Below are 17,231 nucleotides of genomic sequence, written 5' to 3'. Positions count from 1 at the left end.
TGAATTCCATGACGGAACAAGTATCCACAAGCAGGTGCGACTCACCGTTACTCCAGGCGTTCGTCGATAACCGACTGATCCTGGTCAAGATCGCGGCGCGCATTACCGGCTGCCGGTCCCGCGCGGAAGATGTGGTGCAGGACGCTTTTTTCCGGCTGCAATCGGCGCCACAAATCACCTCCTCGTTCAAGGCACAGCTCAGTTACCTGTTTCAGATCGTGCGCAACCTGGCGATCGACCACTACCGCAAGCAGGCGCTGGAACAGCGATACTCGGGGCCGGAAGAGGAAGGGTTGAACGTGGTGATCCAGGGTGCTTCGCCAGAAACCTCCCATATCAACTTCTCCACGCTGGAGCACATCGCCGACGCGCTGACCGAACTGCCCAGCCGCACCCGCTATGCCTTCGAGATGTACCGCCTGCACGGCGTGCCGCAGAAGGACATCGCCAAGGAACTGGGCGTCTCGCCGACCCTGGTGAACTTCATGATCCGCGACGCGCTGGTGCATTGCCGCAAGGTGTCGGGGGTTCGCGGGGATACGTTCGCCCGGCGGTAACTTGCGGTGGTTTTGCCGGCCTCATCGCGAGCAAGCTCGCTCCCACAATTCTGGCAATCACTGAAGATCCACTGTGGGAGCGAGCTTGCTCGCGATGAGGCCATAAGGTTTCACATCAACCCACACCGATCAAAGAACCGCTCACGCCCCAGGATCATCAGCGCCGCGCGCTTGTGGGGAAAATCGAATTCCTTCTCGCAATGAAAGCACTGGTCATGCAAGTGCCCGATCATCCGCGCATTGTCGGCCCGGGGCTCGGCGACCACGCGCTGGGTGCGCGGGTCGTCCAGGAACAGGTAGTGCACCAGCGCCGACAGCCAGCTCGCCACCTTGTGCGGCCCGCGGTGCTGCTCTTCGCCCACCAGCATATGGATGCCGCGGTCGTAGTGGTCGGCCTCATAGAACGGCGCGATCCGATCCTCCTTGGCCCAATAGGCTTCGAAGTAAGCGAACGGCTGGTCATCGAAGCAACCGATCAGGGTCAAGACCCGCGGATCGGCCTGCAGCTTGCCCAGGTACTCGCGATGCTGTTCCAGGCTGCCCTCCTCCTGCCAGAAACTCGCCACCCGCGGGCTGTTCTGCCAGCGGTTGAAACGTTCCAGGTCCTGCTCGATTTCCAGGGTGCGCAAGGACACCCAGGCCCCCAGCCGCGCATCGAAACGTCGGTACACCTCACCGCGCGGCTTGATCGGCCGGCGTGGATGGCGACGACCATCGGTGATAACCATCTGTTGCGGGTAACTGCCGCTGAACGACTCCCCCAGCCAAGGCTGCGGCAATTGCCAGAACAGCGTGCGCTCGCAACGGTATTCACCGGCACGTTCGGTGCCCGTCAGTAAACCGCTGAGCAAGGCTTCGCCAGGGCGCTCGTCGAGGTGCCAGGTCAGGCGCTGGCACTCGGGATCGCGGGCAAACAGCCAATAGCAGGCTGCCCACAACGCCGGGCCCATCGGACGGTCGTTGATTTCCTGTAAATGCACATGCAACTCGGGACCGCGCACCAGGCGCAGCCGGATCAGCGGCGCGCCTTCGAGCATCAGGCTCAGGTGGCGTTCGGTTTCATCGGCGCCGAGGCGACGACCGCCGGGCAAGGGCAGCGTCGTCGGGTGGTTGAGGTTGGACATGGGAGCGACTCGCGTATTCGTCGGTAGTCAACGTGGGACGTGAGCCGGGAAGGGAAATTTAGTGTCACCGTCAATGGGAATGCGTGGGCACCAGCTGGATCTGGTAGGGCTGGAAAATCTTCAGCAGTTGACCGTTGTCCCGCAGCTTTTGCAGCAACTGTGCGAACGCTTCGCTGGAAATGGGCGCTTGCGGGCGGAGCAACGCGTAATGGTGGTAAACCTGATCGATGCGTTCGGACACCAGCAATTGCGGGCCGACTTCCGGATTGCGCAACACGTAATCGTTGAGGTACGAACGGGTCACCAGGGCGATATCCGCCCGCCCGCGCAACACCATCAGCAGGTTGCTGTCATGGGAATACGTCAGCGTGGCGTTGTATTGGCCGGCGAGGAACTTGGGGTCGGGGTTGAATTCGGCAAAGGCGTAGTGGTAACCGCTGAACAACGCCAGGCGCTTGCCCCTGAGGTCGGCGAAATAACTTTGCTGGCGATCCGGCTGGCGCTGGGCGACGAAGACCTCCGCATCTTCCAGGCCCATGTCCACGGCAGTGTGTGGCACATCCTGCCAACCCCATTCGGGGTTCTCGAAAATCGCCATGTCGACCCGGCCTTGCTTGAAATCGTTGAAGCGGCGCGGGATCGACGTCGGCACCAGTACGAACTGATAGTCGCTTTGCGACTGGTTCAAGGCCTCCACCATCTGCGGCAGCAGGCCGGTGTCGGCGCCGTTCTCGGGACGAACGGTATAGGGCGGAAAATGCGCCGCGCCGATCCGCACCTGTTGCGCCGCCTCGATCGGCAACGCCAGGAAAGCGGCCAAAGCAGCCAGTAGCACACGCGAGGTCATCCCCATCGGCAAAAACGTCAAGATAACCCACTCCCCAAAAGTCCCGTCACTACAATCAAGCTAGGCGGTTTCAGCCGCTTAGCCAGCCACACGGCCCTTCAAAGCACCGTTCGATTATTGTTTTTCTTCAAGCACCAGGATCAGGGCCTGCTCGGCCAGTTCATCGAGACTCAAGTTGCCTTCGGCGCGAAACCAAGTGGTGGTCCAGGACAACGCCCCCGTGAGGAACCGTCGAGTAATGGACACGTCCCCGCGAATATACCCGTCCTCCTTGGCCTGGCCCAGAACCTCCAGCCACAAGTCTTCATAAATATCACGCAGGGCCAGTACCTGCTGCTGTCCGTCATCCGAAAGCGAACGCCATTCATAGACCAGCACCGCCATGGCCTCGCCCGTGCCGCCCATGATCGACTGCAATTCGCAGCGGATCAGCGCCAGCACCCGCCCGCGCACGCCGTCGGCCTCGGCCAGGGCGGCGCGCATCAGCGCAGTGTTGTAGCGGATGGTTTCTTCCATCACCGCCCGCAGGATTTCATCCTTGCTTTTGAAATGGTGAAAGATGCTGCCCGACTGGATGCCCACGGCACTGGCCAGGTCGCGCACCGTGGTGCGCTCGAAGCCCTTGTTGCGAAACAGGTGGGCGGCGGTCTGGAGCAGTTTGCCGCGAGCACTGTCAGGGTCGGTCAGTTGCCCGCTGTCGACCAGCTCACGCATCACGTCCAAGGCTTTTTGCTCGTCCACCCATTCTCTCCTACAGTCGATCAACCAACGCGCCGCCATTGCCCGTCGAACCATCGGTGGCGCGGGCAATTTAAGCCGAGCGAGGCAACCAAGCAAGCGCTCGGCCACAAGTACGGGACAGCGTTTACAAACCAAGCGCTTGCTTGGTAGTCTCGAACCACCTTTGCCGGAGGGAACGCCATGCCAAAAACGATCCGTATCGGTTGCGCCAGTGCCTTTTGGGGCGATACCTGCACCGCGGCGGCGCAACTGATCGAGGGCGGGAAGCTGGATTACCTGGTGTTCGACTATCTGGCCGAAGTGACGATGTCGGTCATGGCCGGGGCGCGCTTGAAGGACCCGTCGAGCGGCTATGCCACGGACTTCATCGAGGTCCTCACCCCGCTGCTCAAGCGATTGCATGACGACCGGATCCGCGTCATCAGCAACGCCGGCGGGGTCAATCCCCAGGCCTGTGCGAGGGCCTTGCAAGCCGCCTGTGATCAGGCCGGCGTAGCGCTGAAAATCGCCGTGCTGCTGGGCGATGACCTGCAACCGCAAGGCGAATGGCTCGCCGCCCAAGGCATCCGCGAGATGTCCAGCGGCGAGCCCCTGCCGCCCGCGTGCGTGTCCATCAATGCCTACCTCGGCGCGCCCGGTATCGTCGAAGCGTTGCGCCTGGGCGCCGATGTGGTGATCACCGGGCGAGTGGTGGACAGCGCCGTGGTCAGCGCCGCCCTGGTGCATGAGTTCGGCTGGGCTTGGGACGATTACGACCGATTGGCCCAGGCCGCGCTGGCGGGGCATCTCATCGAGTGCGGCGCCCAGTGCACCGGCGGAAATTTCACCGACTGGCAGCAAGTGCCGGATTTCGAGCACATTGGCTTCCCCATCGTCGAAGCCAGCGCCGACGGCCAATTTATCGTCACCAAGCCTGAAGGCAGCGGTGGACTGGTCACGCCGCTGACCGTCGGCGAGCAGTTGCTCTACGAAATCGGCGACCCGCAAGGTTACCTGCTGCCGGACGTGATCTGTGATTTCAGCCAGGTCAGGTTGACCCAGCAGGGCAAGCACGCCGTGCGCGTCCACGGGGCCAAGGGGCTGCCGCCCAGCGACCGGTACAAGGTCTGCACCACCTGGTTGGACGGCTGGCGCTGCACCGCCACGTGCCTGATCGCCGGCATCGATGCCGTGGCCAAGGCTGAACGGGTCAGCCAGGCGATCATCGCCAAGACCTCGCAGCTATTGCGCCAGCGTGGCTGGGCGCCCTTCAGCGAAGTGAACATCGAACTGCTGGGCAGCGAAGCCACTTACGGCCCACATGGCCAGCGCCGGGACAGCCGTGAGGTGGTCATCAAACTGGCGGTGCGACACCCGGACAAACAACCGTTGGTGCTGTTTTCCAGGGAAATCGCCCAAGCCGCCACCGGCATGGCGCCGGGACTGACCGGCCTGGTCGGTGGCCGGCCGACGGTGTCGCCGTTGATTCGCCTTTTCTCGTTCCTGATCGACAAAGCCACTTGCCGGCTCGACATCGAGTTCGACGGCCAGCGCCACCCGTGTCCCCTGCCCGCCCTCGAACCGCTGGACATCACCGGCCTGCCGGTCGCCCCGGACCTGCCCAAACCCCAGGGCCGGGCCGACGCCAGCGTGCCGCTGATCAAACTGGCGGTGGCGCGCTCCGGCGACAAGGGCAACCACAGCAACATTGGCGTGATTGCCCGCGAGCCCGAATACCTGCCCTGGATCGCCGAAGCGCTGACCCCGGAGGTGATGGTCGACTGGATGAGCCACGTGCTCGACCCGCAGTTGGGCCGGGTCGAACGCTGGTACCTGCCGGGCACCCACAGTTTGAATTTCCTGCTGGAAAACGCCCTCGGTGGCGGCGGTGTCGCCAGCCTGCGCATCGACCCCCAGGGCAAGGCGTTCGCCCAGCAATTGCTGGAGATTCAGATACCGGTGCCGCAACACGTTGCCGATCAGGTCGGCTAAGGACGGTCGCCATGGCAAATGAACGATCTGCAGCACCTGTGAAACCTGTGGCGAGGGAGCTTGCTCCCGCTGGGTTGCGCAGCGACCCCGGCTTTTGCGATTGCTGCGCAATCGAGCGGGAGCAAGCTCCCTCGCCACAGGGTTTGGCGCTAATCCGTTCCAACACGAGGAGTCTGCATGCCGGTCATCGAATCGCACCTGGATCCCCACAGCGCTGACTTCGCGCGCCATTACACGGCGATGCGGGCCGGCGTCGAACAACTGCGCCAGCTCGAACAGGCCGTGGTGGAGAAAGCGGCACAGGCCCAGGGCAAATTCGAACGGCGCGGCCAACTGTTGCCGCGCCAACGCCTGAACCTGCTGCTGGACCCCGGCGCGCCGTTTCTTGAGCTGGCGAGCCTGGCCGGCTACAAACTCCATGACGACAAGGATGGCAGCCAGGCCGGCGGCGGCCTGATCGCCGGGATCGGCTACGTGTCCGGGACGCGGGTGCTGGTGGTGGTCAACAACAGCGCGATCAAGGGTGGCACGATTTCCCCCAGCGGCTTGCTCAAGACCCTGCGCCTGCAACAGATCGCCATGGAAAACAAACTGCCGGTCATCACCCTGGCCGAAAGTGGCGGCGCCAATCTCAATTACGCCGCGCAGATTTTCGTCGAAGGCGCGCGCTGCTTCGCCAATCAGGCACGTATGTCGGCCATGGGCCTGCCGCAGATCACCGTGGTGCATGGCTCCGCCACGGCCGGCGGAGCCTATCAGCCGGGTTTGTCGGACTACGTGGTGGTGGTGCGCGATAAGGCGCGGTTGTTCCTGGCCGGGCCGCCGTTGCTCAAGGCCGCGACCGGCGAAGTGGCCAGCGAAGAAGAACTGGGCGGTGCGCTGATGCACGCGCAGGTGGCCGGCACCGCCGAATACCTGGCCGAGAACGATGCCGATGGCGTACGCCTGGCCCGGGAAATCCTCAGCCTGCTGCCCTGGGATGCACAACTGCCGTCACAACCCGAACGAACCTGGACCGAGCCGCTCTACCCCGCCGACGAATTATTGGGACTGGTGCCCGACGACCCGAAGAAGCCTTATGACGTGCGGGAAATCATCGCCCGCATCGCCGACGGCTCGAACTTCCTGGCTTTCAAAAGCGAATTCGACGCCCAGACGATTTGCGGCCACCTGCACATCCGCGGCCATGCCTGTGGCCTGATCGGCAACAACGGACCGATCACGCCCCAGGGCGCCAGCAAGGCCGCGCAGTTCATCCAATTGTGCGACCAGAGCCGCACGCCCTTGCTGTTCTTGCACAACACCACCGGATTCATGGTCGGCACCGAGTCCGAGCGACAAGGGGTGATCAAGCACGGGGCCAAGATGATACAGGCCGTGGCCAATGCCCGGGTGCCCAAGCTGACCGTCGTCGTAGGCGGCTCCTACGGCGCCGGCAACTACGCTATGTGCGGCCGCGGGCTTGATCCGCGCTTCATCTTCGCCTGGCCCAACAGCCACACCGCCGTGATGGGCGGCGCCCAGGCCGGCAAGGTCCTGCGGATGATCACCGAGGCCACGCAACTCAAGAACGGCCTGAGCCCCGACCCGAAGATGCTGGACCTGCTCGAGCACACCACCGCGCAGAAACTCGACAGCCAATCCACCGCCCTCTACGGCAGCGCCAGCCTGTGGGATGACGGGCTCATCGACCCGCGCGACACCCGCACATTGCTGGGCTACCTGCTGGACATCTGTCACGAGGCCGAACAGCGGCCATTGCAAGCCAACAGCTTTGGCGTGGCCCGTTTCTGAGCGCTGACTCCAGGAGAACAACAACAATGATCTTCACCCAAGAACATGAAGCACTGCGGCGCACCGTTCGCCAATTTGTCGACCGCGACATCAACCCCTACGTCGACGAATGGGAACGCGCTGGACGTTTCCCCATCCACGGGATTTTTCGCAAGGCCGGCGAGCTGGGCCTGCTGGGCATTTCCAAGCCGACGGCATTCGGCGGCATGGGCCTGGACTACAGCTATTCGATCGTCGCGGCCGAGGAGTTCGGCACCATTCATTGCGGCGGCGTGCCGATGTCCATTGGCGTGCAGACCGACATGTGCACCCCCGCCCTGGCCCGATTCGGCTCCGATGAGTTGCGTGACGCATTCCTGCGCCCGGCCATTCGCGGTGAACAGGTGGGCTGCATCGGGGTTTCGGAAGTCGGCGCCGGTTCCGACGTCGCCGGGCTCAAGACCACCGCGCGCAAGGACGGCGACGACTACGTCATCAACGGCGGCAAGATGTGGATCACCAATGCGCCGAGCGCCGATTTCATTTGCCTGCTGGCCAACACTTCGGACGACAAGCCCCACGTCAACAAATCGCTGATCATGGTGCCGATGGACAGCCCCGGCATCAGCCTCGGCCAGCACCTGGACAAGCTCGGCATGCGCAGCTCGGAAACCGCCCAGGTGTTTTTCGACGACGTGCGCGTGCCACAACGCAACCGCATTGGCCAGGAAGGCGCCGGGTTCATGATGCAGATGCTGCAATTCCAGGAAGAACGGCTGTTCGGCGCGGCCAACATGCTCAAGGGCCTGGAACAGTGCATCGACAGCACCATCGCGTACTGCAAGGAACGCAAGACCTTCGGCACGGCCCTGATCGATAACCAGGTGATCCACTTTCGCCTGGCGGAACTGGCCAGCGAGATCGAATGCCTGCGGGCGCTGGTCTACCAGGCCACCGAGCAGTACATCCACGGCCAGGACGTCACGCGGCTGGCGTCCATGGCCAAGCTCAAGGCCGGGCGCCTGGCCCGGGAAACCACCGACAGTTGCCTGCAATATTGGGGCGGCATGGGTTTCATGTGGGACAACCCGGTCGCCCGGGCCTATCGCGACGTACGGCTGGTGTCCATCGGCGCCGGTGCGGACGAGATCATGCTGGGCATCATCTGCAAGCTCATGGGGATTTTGCCGGGGAAGAACAAGTGAGCGGTTGGCCTGGCAGGCCGCCATCGCGAGCAAGCTCGCTCCCACATTGGATCGCATTCGCCCTCCCCCTGTGGGAGCGAGCTTGCTCGCGATGAGGCCCTGACAGCCACCACAAAAACCAGGAATGCTTCCATGCCCACCTTCAGTAAAATCCTCATCGCCAACCGCGGCGAAATCGCCTGTCGCATCCAACGCACCGCCCAGGCCCTGGGCTACCGCACGGTGGCGGTGTTCAGCGAGGCCGACGCCGATGCGCTGCACGTGCGCATGGCCGATGAAGCCGTGCTGATCGGCCCGGCCCCGGTGCAACAGTCCTACCTCAATTCCTTGGCCATGCTCGACGCAGCCCGACGCAGCGGCGCCGACGCGATCCATCCCGGCTACGGCTTTCTTTCGGAAAATGCGGGGTTCGCCCAAGCCTGCGAAGAAGCCGGCATGGTTTTCATCGGCCCCAGCCCCCAGGCCATCGACCTGATGGGCAGCAAGCGCCGCGCGAAAATCGCCATGCTCGCAGCCAATGTTCCCTGCATCGCCGGTTACCAGGGCGCGGCCCAGGACGACGACACGCTGCTACGCGAAGCCGAGCGCATCGGCTACCCACTGATGATCAAGGCCAGTGCCGGTGGCGGCGGTCGCGGCATGCGCCTGGTCCAGCGCGCCGAAGACATGCTGGAGCAATTGCGCAGTGCACGCTCGGAAGCCTTGCACGGTTTTGGCAGCGACGAGTTGATCCTCGAACAGGCGTTGATCGATCCACGGCATGTGGAAGTGCAGATATTCGGCGACCATCACGGTCAACTGATCCACCTGGGGGAACGGGACTGCTCGATTCAGCGGCGCCACCAGAAAATCATCGAAGAGGCGCCCTGCCCGGTCATGACCGCCGACCTGCGCCGGGCCATGGGCGAGGCGGCACTCAAAGCAGGGCGTGCTGTGAATTACGTCGGTGCCGGGACCGTGGAATTCCTGCTCGCGACGGACGGTCGATTTTACTTTCTGGAGATGAACACACGCTTGCAGGTCGAACACCCCGTCACCGAGTTGATCACTGGCCTGGACCTGGTAGCCTGGCAGTTGGATGTCGCCGCCGGCAAGCCGTTGCCCTTGCGCCAGGATCAAGTGATGTTTAGCGGCCATGCCCTGCAAGTGCGGCTGTACGCCGAGGACCCGGCGACGGATTTCCTGCCCCAGACCGGGCGGTTGATCGGCTGGGCGCCGCCGATACAGGACGGCGTGCGGATCGACCACGGCCTACTGCAAGGCCAGGTCATCACGCCATTCTACGATTCGATGCTGGGCAAACTCATCGTCCACGGCGCCACCCGCGAAGACGCCCGGCGCAAATTGCTCCGGGCGGTGGAAGATTGCGTGCTGCTGGGCGTCCAGAGCAACCAGCGCTTGCTCGCCGGCTTGCTGGCGCACCCACGCTTCATCGACGGCGACTTCGGTACCGGTTTCATCGGCCAGCACTTTGCCAATCATCCCGCACTACTGCCCATTGAGCCCTCCACCGAACAACTGGCCATCGCCACGGCGGCGTTTTATCAGGCCTCGCAGGCACGGCATGCACCCGGCCTGGGCGGGTGGCGCAACAGCGTCGGCATGGCGCGGCATTTTCGGATTGGCGTCGGGGAGCGCGACTGGACGCTGAGCCTTGAGGCCGAAACCGACGGGACATTGAACATCCGCAGTGCCGAACGCCTGGTCGAACTGAGGCTGCTCGACGTTGACGCCAATGGCGCGTCGCTGATGATCGATGGGATTCGCCAGCGCCAGGCCTGGCGCCTCGATGGCCACGACCTCTGGCTGTCCACCCGCCCCGGCGGCCTGCACCTGCAAGACCGGACCCTGGCTCCGGTCGCCGCCAAGGCCACCACCAGCGACGGAACGCTCAAGGCGCCCATGGACGGCGCCATTGTCGAGTTGCTGGTCAGCGAAGGCAGCCCGGTGCGCCAGGGCCAACTGCTGATGGTGCTCGAAGCGATGAAAATGGAGCATCCACTCATGGCCGGCGTCGACGGCGTGGTCAGGCAATTGCAGGTAAAGCGCGGTGACCAAGTGAAAAACCGTCAGGTTTTGTTGCGTGTCGAAACAGCCCACTAGTCGGATGCCCGGGGTTTGACTACGCTCAAACCCATCAGCACGCCGATACCGGGAACCCTGCGATGCCTCACTGGCTGGTGATTGATCTGGAGGCCACCACCGATGAGGGTGGCTGGCCGGTAACCGAAATGGAAATTATCGAAATCGGCGCCACACTGGTGAATCGTGACGGCCGCGAAGTGGATCATTTCCAGCGCTTCGTGCGGCCCCTGAGACGCCCGCTGCTCACGCCGTTCTGCCGCGAACTGACCCATATTACCCAGGCCAATATCGACAGCGCCGAGCCCTTGACCGAAGTCTGGCCGGCGTTCGAGCGCTGGCTGGCGCCGTATCATCCGAAGCTGGAAAGCTGGGTCAGTTGGGGCGACTACGACCGCAAGCAACTGCTGCAGGAATGGCAGCACCAGCAGTTACACAGTGTCCTCGGCCAAGTGCCGCACATGAACCTCAAGCAACGTTTCGCCAAGACCCGTCGGCTGGAACGACCGCTGGGGCTCAATGGCGCACTGCAACTGGCGGGCCTGCAATTCTGCGGTCAACAGCACCGAGCCCTGGAAGATGCCCGCAATACCGCGCGGTTGTTGCCCTTGGTGCTGCCGGGTTGAGCGGTGTCCGCCACCCGGCGCGGCAGATGACGAATGTTGCAGCCTTGTGCATACTGGCCGGCCTTTTTCAGCCCCTTTTTCGAGGAATCGCCCATGTTCAAAGTCAACGAGTACTTCGACGGCACCGTCAAGTCGATCGCTTTTGGCACTGCCGAAGGCCCAGCGACCATCGGCGTCATGGCTCCGGGCGAATATGAGTTCGGCACGGCCCAACGGGAAATCATGCACGTCGTCTCCGGTGCCCTGACCGTGAAGCTGCCCGACAGCACCGACTGGGAAACCTTCGAGGCCGGCAGCCAGTTCAATGTACCGGCCAACAGCAAGTTCCAGCTCAAAGTGGCTGTCGACACTGCCTATCTGTGTGAGTACCGCGGCTAAGCCGACGAACCACCAGAGATGCTCCCCTTTTGGGGACATGGTTAACCCTGTGGCGAGGGAGCTTGCTCCCGCTGGACGCGCCAGCGTCCCCTACGATGTGATGACTGAAATGCGGGGGCCGCTTCGCAGCCCAGCGGGAGCAAGCTCCCTCGCCACAAAAGCTAAAGCGGTTGCGTGATAAACAAAAATGCCCGTGTCCAATGACACGGGCATTTTTATTCACGGATCTTTTTACTCAAGCACCTCGACCGGCATGCCGACTTCAAGCCGACCGTTGCTGTCGTTGACGAGGTTCTGGCCGAACATCGCGCCGTCCGGTGTCGAACGGTATTGCTGCAGCGTGGCAAAGGGTTCGCGATTCGGATCGCGCTCGCCGGTTTGCGGATCGACCGTGGTCATGATGCACCGCGAGCAAGGCTTGACCAGCCGGAACTCCACCTCGCCGATACGAATGCGCTTCCACCCGTCCTCGGCAAACGCTTCGCTGCCCTCGACCACCAGGTTGGGACGAAAGCGCAACATGTCCAGCGAACGACCGACCCGACTCGACAGGTCCTGCAACGAGGCCTGGCCAATCAGCAACAAGGGGAAACCATCGGCAAAGGCGACCTTGTCGTCGTCCTTGCCATAACCGGCTGCGGTGGTGCGCGCCAGCTCCACCGGCACATGCACCAGCCGCGTAGGGTTGCCGATGAATTCACTGACCCAGGCCGCGGCCTCGTCACCGGCGTCCGGCACACGCAAGGTGTCACGCCAGATGATCACACCGCGCCGCTGCTCTTCCTGGGCAGGTGGCAACGACACGTCGATGGCACCATGGCCAGGCGCACTGAGCGTCAGGCCCCCCGCCTCGTTCCACAAGGCCGAAAGCTGGCTCATCTTCGCCACGGCGCGCTGGGTCAGGAATCGCCCCGTGCCCTCGTCCACCAGCATCCAGCGCCGATCGCCGTCCAGCCCGAGCTTGTCCAGGCCGATTTCCGACAGGGGCTGGCCCTTGCCGGACTTCAACGGATACCGATACAGCGCGCTCAGCCGCAACATGCTCAACTTCCCCGGGGGCAAAAAAATGCCACCTTATACGAGCCGGCCATTGAAGCAAACCACCATCGGTTTCAGTCGAGCATCAACCGCTGGCGCACGACATCGACCAGCTTGTCCGGCTGGAATTTGGAGAGAAAGTTGTCGCAGCCGACCTTCTTGACCATCGAGTCGTTGAAGCTGCCCGACAGCGAGGTGTGCAGAACGACATAGAGTCCGCGCAAGCGCGGGTCGTTACGGATTTCGGTGGTCAGGCGGTAGCCGTCCATTTCCGGCATTTCCGCGTCGGTGAAGATCATCAGCAATTTATCGGTCATGACCTCGCCGGTATCGGCCCAGGCCTTGAGCATGTTCAGCGCCTTCAGGCCGTCGCTGGCAATGTGCATTTTCACGCCCAGTTGACCCAAGGTGTCGCGCAGTTGCGAGAGCGCCACATTGGAGTCGTCCACCAGCAACACTTCGCGACCACGGGCACGTTCCAGCACCGGATCTTCGAGTTTGTCACGGGAGACCTTGGCGTTGTACGGCACGATTTCGGCCAGGACTTTTTCCACGTCGATGATTTCCACCAGCTGATCGTCCACCTTGCTGATGGCCGTCAGGTAGTGCTCGCGGCCGGCACTGGTCGGCGGCGGCAGGATGGCTTCCCAGTTCATGTTGACGATGCGATCGACGCCGCCCACCAGGAATGCCTGCACCGAACGGTTGTATTCGGTCACGATAATGGTGCTGTTGGCGCCCGGCACCAACGGGCGCATGCCAATGGCCTGGGACAGGTCGATCACCGGCAGCGTCTGGCCGCGCAGATTGACCACACCGCACACGAACGGGTGACGTTGCGGCATCAACGTCAGCTTCGGCAGTTGCAGCACTTCCTGGACCTTGAACACGTTAATGGCGAACAGCTGTCGACCCGCCAGGCGAAACATGAGAATTTCCAGGCGATTCTCACCCACCAATTGGGTTCGTTGATCTACTGTGTCGAGAATGCCGGCCATCGGTGACTCCTGGGCTTGTTCGGATGAATCCAATAAAACAGCTATCGGCGGCACGAGCCGAATCTTGACCCCAGATAAAATACAGCGTGGGGAATTGATATCACATTAACATCATGCTTTACTGGCTTCACGATTTCATTCCCCGTTTTTCCCGCTGCGCGACTCCGGTTTGCGCACTAAGTTCCCCTGCCTAAGGGATTCCCCTAGGCACAATCAGGTCCAACCTGATATTCCCGCTTTCCAATAGCCATTAATGTGACGCCATTCTCATTGCTGAACGGAGTCAGGCTTTTGTGCGCGACCACAGGACATCGGACCTGCTGCCTTTCGGCCGATCCCATCCGTGCAATCGTTTGCGAACTCGCCTTCGCGCAACGGCGCGGGCGTGTCGTCGTGCGTCCGCCCGCGGTCGTCCTTGAGATCCAGCCGTTCGCCATACGCGGTTTCCTTTCGCCTGACATGATGTTGTGGAGATAAGCATGCCGAACGATCGCAGAAACTGGAATCAACGTCTTCCCGAATTTCTGATCGAGGCCGAGACGCTGCTGGCCAAGTCGGAGGAATGCCTGAGCCATCTGCAATTGATCAACAACGACAAGGACGCCATCGATTGCATGCTCAGCACCTTGCTGAAGCTGTCGAACAAAGCCAATGCCCTGGCGCTGGAAGCCGTTTCGGAGTTTTCCATGCATATCCATGGTTTGCTCAGCCACGCGCAAAACATGGAATTACATGATCAGGCCCTGGAAGCCTTGAAGGATTGCTTCACCCTGATGGCCTGGCAATTGGAGCTGGTCGATCACACCACCGGCCAGTTGGGCCTGGACAGCAGCGAGCAGACCTCCTTGATTGAGGCATTCGCTTTCCAGGTAGGCCAAAGTCCCGGCCAGGCATTGGCCGCGTCACGTCCGTTGGCGTTGGTGTCCTACCCCCAGAAACAAGCCTGACCTGATGGCAATTAGCCTGCGCTTTAGCCCGTTCACGGCACCATGCCGAGCGCGACCCGCGATAGGCGAAGTGGTACTATCTCCTGCGTCAGCCACTTCAAGACGGCGCCGTAAAAGTCGCCGACCGAAGCCGTCTTCGACCTGATACGTTTACCCGACCTGGCCTGTCAGATGCGCTGACCGGCCTGCCCGCAGCGAACATTCATTGGCTCCATCCGCTATGCACGCCAGCCTCAAGTCATTTATCACCTGGCCTCCTTCCCGAGATAACGCCCGTCGCTTCACATTACTATTGTGCATCTGCTCGACCCTCGGCTGCCTGCTGGCCTACCTGTACGCCCACACGGTGCCGCTGGGCCTGCTGGCCCTGAACGTCGCGGCCTTGAGCTGTGTCTGGATCCACCATCGATTGTCGCGCAAATCCATCAAGTTCCAGCCCCAGGAGCTGGCCGACCGACTGCTGGAGGTCCAGGAGAATGAGCGCCATCGGCTCAGCCGTGAATTGCACGACGACATTGGCCAGTTGCTGACCGCGGCGAAACTGCAAGGCGAATGGCTCAAGCGGCGGATACCGGAAGAATTGCAAGACCAGTGCGCACTCCTGTGCGAGACCCTGGACGAAACCCTCAACAAGGTCCGTAATGTATCGGCGATCCTCAATCCGCGGGAACTGACCAGTCTCGGGCTTGAAGCCAGTCTGCGGGCGCATCTGCTCAAGACCCTGGCCAACGCCCCGGTGAAGTGGAGCCTCGATTGCCAGCAGCGCATGACGGGCATCCCGGAGGAGATGTCGGTGGCGGTGTTCCGGATCACCCAGGAAGCGGTCACCAATATCTTGCGCCATGCCCGGGCGACCAATCTGCTGGTACGCCTGCAACGCTTGCCCGACGGCCTGACCCTGCTGATCAGCGACGATGGCCTGGGTTTTGCGCCCGCCAGCCACCCCGCTCGCGAAGGTCAGCGGGGCATGGCCGGCATGTCGGAGCGGGTCGAACAATTAGGCGGCACCCTCAAGGTCATCAGCGAGGCCGGCAAAGGCACGCACATCGAAGCACGCTTTCCCTGGGCGCCGCGTGCCCTGGAACGAGCCAGTAAGAATAAGGTTCTCCTTTGATTTGTAATTTGCTTCTGGTAGATGACCACTCCCTGATCAGGGCCGGCGTACGAGCCCTGGTCATGGATATCCCAGGTTATGCCGTGATCGGCGAAGCCAATGACGGCACGCATTTGGTGGCGTTGGTAGAGCGACTGAACCCCGACATCGTGCTGCTGGACATTTCCATGAAGGACACCAGTGGCCTGGACGCGTTGCAGCAGCTCAAGCGGGTGCGCCCCCACAGCAAGGTGCTCATCCTGTCGATGCATACGGATCCGGCGCTGATCATGCAGGCGCTGGAATACGGAGCCCATGGCTATCTGCTCAAGGACACCACCGCCACTGAGCTGAAACACGCCCTGGAGGCGCTGCGCAACAACGAACGCTACCTGAGCCCGGCCATTGCCCATACCGTGATCAACCAGGCGCTGACCCGTGTCCAGAAACATCAGCCGGACCCAGCCCAGACCCATAACCTGACCGCACGCCAATTGGAGATCCTGCGGCTGATCGTGCGCGGCAAGTCCACCCGGGAAATCGCCAACGGCCTGAACCTGAGCATCAAGACCGTGGAAACCCACCGGGCGCAAGTCATGAAGCGCCTACAGATCCATGACGTGGCCGGCCTTGTGCTGTTCGCGGTGCGCGAGCAAATCATCAGCCTGGACGATTGAGCGCCGTCGCGCCGCCCAACAGCGGCGAATCGGACGGCAGGTGCAGCCGCAACGCCTTTGGGCGGACAGTGAAGCGCAGGGTATCGACCTGCAACGGCTCGCCATCGAGATTGATGTCCAGGCCTTGCGCGACCTTGATCTCCACCCAGGGCAAACGCGCGCGGACAAACATGTTGTCGATGCCCAGGCCGCCCGCGAGCAAGTCCTTCAAGGTACTGACCACTTCCTGGGGCGCCGGCAGGATGCTGATGTCCAGCAACCCATCATCCGCCAACGCCTCCGGGCACAGCACATGGCCTCCCCCCGCCTGCCGGCCGTTACCGATGCCCAGCGCGAGCAAATCGCCCTGCCAGTGGAAATCGGGCCCCTGCAGCTCACCATAGGCGGCACTCAGCTCACTGAATCGCGACAGGCCCGTGAACAGATAGGCAGCGCCGCCCAGGACCTTCTTGAGGTCCTCGGAGGTGTTCGCCGTCACCTGGCTGCCGAAACCACCGGTGGCCATGTTCAGGAAAATCCGCCCGCCGACTTCGCCCACGTCAACGGCCCGCGGCGCAACGGCCAATAAATCCATGGCTTGCGCAGGTTCCAACGGCACACCGGCCGCCCGGGCGAAATCGTTGGCCGTGCCCAGCGGCAACAGGACCAGGCTGGCATCGCTGGACTTGTGAGCGATCGCCTCGGCGATATCACGCAAGGTCCCATCACCGCCGCCAGCGATCAGTCGCGTATATCCGGCAGCCAGCGCTTCATCGACCCAGCGCTGGGCATCACCGGCTTCCCAGGTCAACCGTACCGCCAGGTCCCAGCCCTGCTCGCGCTTGAGCATCACGGCCGAGCGAACCTCTTCGTTGAGCGCTTGCTTGCCATGCAAAATCAACAGCGCCTTGCCTTTGCTCATCGTGGTCTCCGTCATTGGAAGGTTCAGGCATGAGACCGCTCATTCGAGCGAAAAAGCCCAGTGCACCCCATTATTTTAAAAGCGCAGGACGGCTCGTCCGATCAACATGCCCTGATTCGAAGAGTTTTCTTACAGGGTCTGGCGAATCAGCTCAATTGACCCTCCAGCGGTATTGAGACACCTTGGGTTCATGTTTTGCTGGATCGCTTAAACCTCATCACACAAGGAAGCATGCTCCCATGGATGGATACGCCACGGCCCGCAGGGGCCGGA

At 62.3% G+C, this 17,231-nt stretch carries 16 protein-coding genes; 10 read left to right on the top strand and 6 right to left on the bottom strand.

Annotated features, from left to right (window positions below):
* Window positions 1-8 precede the first annotated feature (8 nt).
* Window positions 9-557 carry an RNA polymerase factor sigma-70 gene (locus ACLH0I_RS09745; protein ID WP_092327046.1) on the top strand — a complete coding sequence of 183 codons (549 nt, stop codon included), beginning with the start codon at window positions 9-11 and terminating at the stop codon, window positions 555-557.
* 110 nt (window positions 558-667) lie between these two features.
* On the opposite strand, the gene ACLH0I_RS09740 is transcribed toward ACLH0I_RS09745, so the two are convergent.
* From ACLH0I_RS09740 to ACLH0I_RS09730, 3 genes are all read right to left on the bottom strand, one after another.
* On the bottom strand, window positions 668-1,681 hold the full coding sequence (locus ACLH0I_RS09740) for a GNAT family N-acetyltransferase (RefSeq protein ID WP_250962331.1): 1,014 nt from the start codon (window positions 1,679-1,681) through the stop codon (window positions 668-670).
* A 70-nt stretch (window positions 1,682-1,751) separates the two neighbouring features.
* Window positions 1,752-2,528 carry a substrate-binding periplasmic protein gene (locus ACLH0I_RS09735; RefSeq protein WP_250962384.1) on the bottom strand — a complete coding sequence of 259 codons (777 nt, stop codon included), beginning with the start codon at window positions 2,526-2,528 and terminating at the stop codon, window positions 1,752-1,754.
* 114 nt (window positions 2,529-2,642) lie between these two features.
* Window positions 2,643-3,269, bottom strand: a complete 627-nt coding sequence (locus ACLH0I_RS09730) for a TetR/AcrR family transcriptional regulator (RefSeq protein WP_250962332.1) — start codon at window positions 3,267-3,269, stop codon at window positions 2,643-2,645.
* Window positions 3,270-3,449: 180 nt separating this feature from the next.
* On the opposite strand from ACLH0I_RS09730, the gene ACLH0I_RS09725 reads away from it, so the two are divergent.
* The 6 genes from ACLH0I_RS09725 to ACLH0I_RS09700 all read left to right on the top strand — a co-directional run bounded on the left by ACLH0I_RS09725 (window position 3,450) and on the right by ACLH0I_RS09700 (window position 11,304).
* Window positions 3,450-5,240, top strand: coding sequence for an acyclic terpene utilization AtuA family protein (locus ACLH0I_RS09725; protein WP_411386898.1), 1,791 nt, complete (start codon window positions 3,450-3,452; stop codon window positions 5,238-5,240).
* A gap of 177 nt (window positions 5,241-5,417) precedes the next feature.
* Window positions 5,418-7,034, top strand: coding sequence for a geranyl-CoA carboxylase subunit beta (gene atuC / locus ACLH0I_RS09720; protein ID WP_411386897.1), 1,617 nt, complete (start codon window positions 5,418-5,420; stop codon window positions 7,032-7,034).
* A 26-nt stretch (window positions 7,035-7,060) separates the two neighbouring features.
* Window positions 7,061-8,218: a citronellyl-CoA dehydrogenase gene (gene atuD, locus ACLH0I_RS09715; protein ID WP_411386896.1), complete on the top strand. Its 1,158-nt coding sequence runs from the start codon at window positions 7,061-7,063 to the stop codon at window positions 8,216-8,218.
* Between the two features lie 132 nt (window positions 8,219-8,350).
* Window positions 8,351-10,321 (top strand): acetyl/propionyl/methylcrotonyl-CoA carboxylase subunit alpha, encoded by a 1,971-nt coding sequence (locus ACLH0I_RS09710; RefSeq protein WP_411386895.1) that lies wholly within the window; start codon window positions 8,351-8,353, stop codon window positions 10,319-10,321.
* A gap of 62 nt (window positions 10,322-10,383) precedes the next feature.
* Complete coding sequence (locus ACLH0I_RS09705) at window positions 10,384-10,926, top strand: exonuclease domain-containing protein (protein ID WP_411386894.1); 543 nt, start codon at window positions 10,384-10,386, stop codon at window positions 10,924-10,926.
* 93 nt (window positions 10,927-11,019) lie between these two features.
* On the top strand, window positions 11,020-11,304 hold the full coding sequence (locus ACLH0I_RS09700; protein ID WP_014337306.1) for a pyrimidine/purine nucleoside phosphorylase: 285 nt from the start codon (window positions 11,020-11,022) through the stop codon (window positions 11,302-11,304).
* A 231-nt stretch (window positions 11,305-11,535) separates the two neighbouring features.
* On the opposite strand, the gene ACLH0I_RS09695 is transcribed toward ACLH0I_RS09700, so the two are convergent.
* Window positions 11,536-12,345 carry an MOSC domain-containing protein gene (locus tag ACLH0I_RS09695; protein WP_250962338.1) on the bottom strand — a complete coding sequence of 270 codons (810 nt, stop codon included), beginning with the start codon at window positions 12,343-12,345 and terminating at the stop codon, window positions 11,536-11,538.
* 71 nt (window positions 12,346-12,416) lie between these two features.
* Window positions 12,417-13,340: a chemotaxis protein CheV gene (locus ACLH0I_RS09690; protein ID WP_053120553.1), complete on the bottom strand. Its 924-nt coding sequence runs from the start codon at window positions 13,338-13,340 to the stop codon at window positions 12,417-12,419.
* 479 nt (window positions 13,341-13,819) lie between these two features.
* On the opposite strand from ACLH0I_RS09690, the gene ACLH0I_RS09685 reads away from it, so the two are divergent.
* The 3 genes from ACLH0I_RS09685 to ACLH0I_RS09675 all read left to right on the top strand — a co-directional run bounded on the left by ACLH0I_RS09685 (window position 13,820) and on the right by ACLH0I_RS09675 (window position 16,057).
* Window positions 13,820-14,287: a hypothetical protein gene (locus ACLH0I_RS09685; RefSeq protein WP_250962339.1), complete on the top strand. Its 468-nt coding sequence runs from the start codon at window positions 13,820-13,822 to the stop codon at window positions 14,285-14,287.
* A gap of 220 nt (window positions 14,288-14,507) precedes the next feature.
* Window positions 14,508-15,401, top strand: coding sequence for a sensor histidine kinase (locus tag ACLH0I_RS09680; RefSeq protein WP_411387486.1), 894 nt, complete (start codon window positions 14,508-14,510; stop codon window positions 15,399-15,401).
* Window positions 15,398-16,057 (top strand): response regulator transcription factor, encoded by a 660-nt coding sequence (locus ACLH0I_RS09675; RefSeq protein ID WP_250962340.1) that lies wholly within the window; start codon window positions 15,398-15,400, stop codon window positions 16,055-16,057. The genes ACLH0I_RS09680 and ACLH0I_RS09675 overlap by 4 nt, the downstream gene beginning before the upstream one ends.
* Here ACLH0I_RS09675 and yegS read toward each other — a convergent pair.
* Complete coding sequence (gene yegS, locus ACLH0I_RS09670; RefSeq protein WP_411386893.1) at window positions 16,041-16,958, bottom strand: lipid kinase YegS; 918 nt, start codon at window positions 16,956-16,958, stop codon at window positions 16,041-16,043. The genes ACLH0I_RS09675 and yegS overlap by 17 nt on opposite strands.
* Between the last annotated feature and the right edge of the window lie 273 nt (window positions 16,959-17,231).

Source organism: Pseudomonas sp. MPB03, assembly GCF_046605385.1.
GTDB lineage: Bacteria > Pseudomonadota > Gammaproteobacteria > Pseudomonadales > Pseudomonadaceae > Aquipseudomonas > Aquipseudomonas zanjanensis.
The sequence above is the reverse complement of the archived record's forward strand: the minus strand, read 5'-3'. Positions and strand labels throughout refer to the sequence as shown.

What these genes read in the sequence shown, in the direction of transcription:
- ACLH0I_RS09745 (WP_092327046.1), top strand. Translation starts at nt 9, where the DNA reads ATGACGGAACAAGTATCCACAAGCAGGTGCGACTCACCGTTACTCCAG.
- ACLH0I_RS09740 (WP_250962331.1), bottom strand. Translation starts at nt 1,681, where the DNA reads ATGTCCAACCTCAACCACCCGACGACGCTGCCCTTGCCCGGCGGTCGT.
- ACLH0I_RS09735 (WP_250962384.1), bottom strand. Translation starts at nt 2,528, where the DNA reads ATGACCTCGCGTGTGCTACTGGCTGCTTTGGCCGCTTTCCTGGCGTTG.
- ACLH0I_RS09725 (WP_411386898.1), top strand. Translation starts at nt 3,450, where the DNA reads ATGCCAAAAACGATCCGTATCGGTTGCGCCAGTGCCTTTTGGGGCGAT.
- atuC (WP_411386897.1), top strand. Translation starts at nt 5,418, where the DNA reads ATGCCGGTCATCGAATCGCACCTGGATCCCCACAGCGCTGACTTCGCG.
- atuD (WP_411386896.1), top strand. Translation starts at nt 7,061, where the DNA reads ATGATCTTCACCCAAGAACATGAAGCACTGCGGCGCACCGTTCGCCAA.
- ACLH0I_RS09710 (WP_411386895.1), top strand. Translation starts at nt 8,351, where the DNA reads ATGCCCACCTTCAGTAAAATCCTCATCGCCAACCGCGGCGAAATCGCC.
- ACLH0I_RS09705 (WP_411386894.1), top strand. Translation starts at nt 10,384, where the DNA reads ATGCCTCACTGGCTGGTGATTGATCTGGAGGCCACCACCGATGAGGGT.
- ACLH0I_RS09700 (WP_014337306.1), top strand. Translation starts at nt 11,020, where the DNA reads ATGTTCAAAGTCAACGAGTACTTCGACGGCACCGTCAAGTCGATCGCT.
- ACLH0I_RS09695 (WP_250962338.1), bottom strand. Translation starts at nt 12,345, where the DNA reads ATGTTGCGGCTGAGCGCGCTGTATCGGTATCCGTTGAAGTCCGGCAAG.
- ACLH0I_RS09690 (WP_053120553.1), bottom strand. Translation starts at nt 13,340, where the DNA reads ATGGCCGGCATTCTCGACACAGTAGATCAACGAACCCAATTGGTGGGT.
- ACLH0I_RS09685 (WP_250962339.1), top strand. Translation starts at nt 13,820, where the DNA reads ATGCCGAACGATCGCAGAAACTGGAATCAACGTCTTCCCGAATTTCTG.
- ACLH0I_RS09680 (WP_411387486.1), top strand. Translation starts at nt 14,508, where the DNA reads ATGCACGCCAGCCTCAAGTCATTTATCACCTGGCCTCCTTCCCGAGAT.
- yegS (WP_411386893.1), bottom strand. Translation starts at nt 16,958, where the DNA reads ATGAGCAAAGGCAAGGCGCTGTTGATTTTGCATGGCAAGCAAGCGCTC.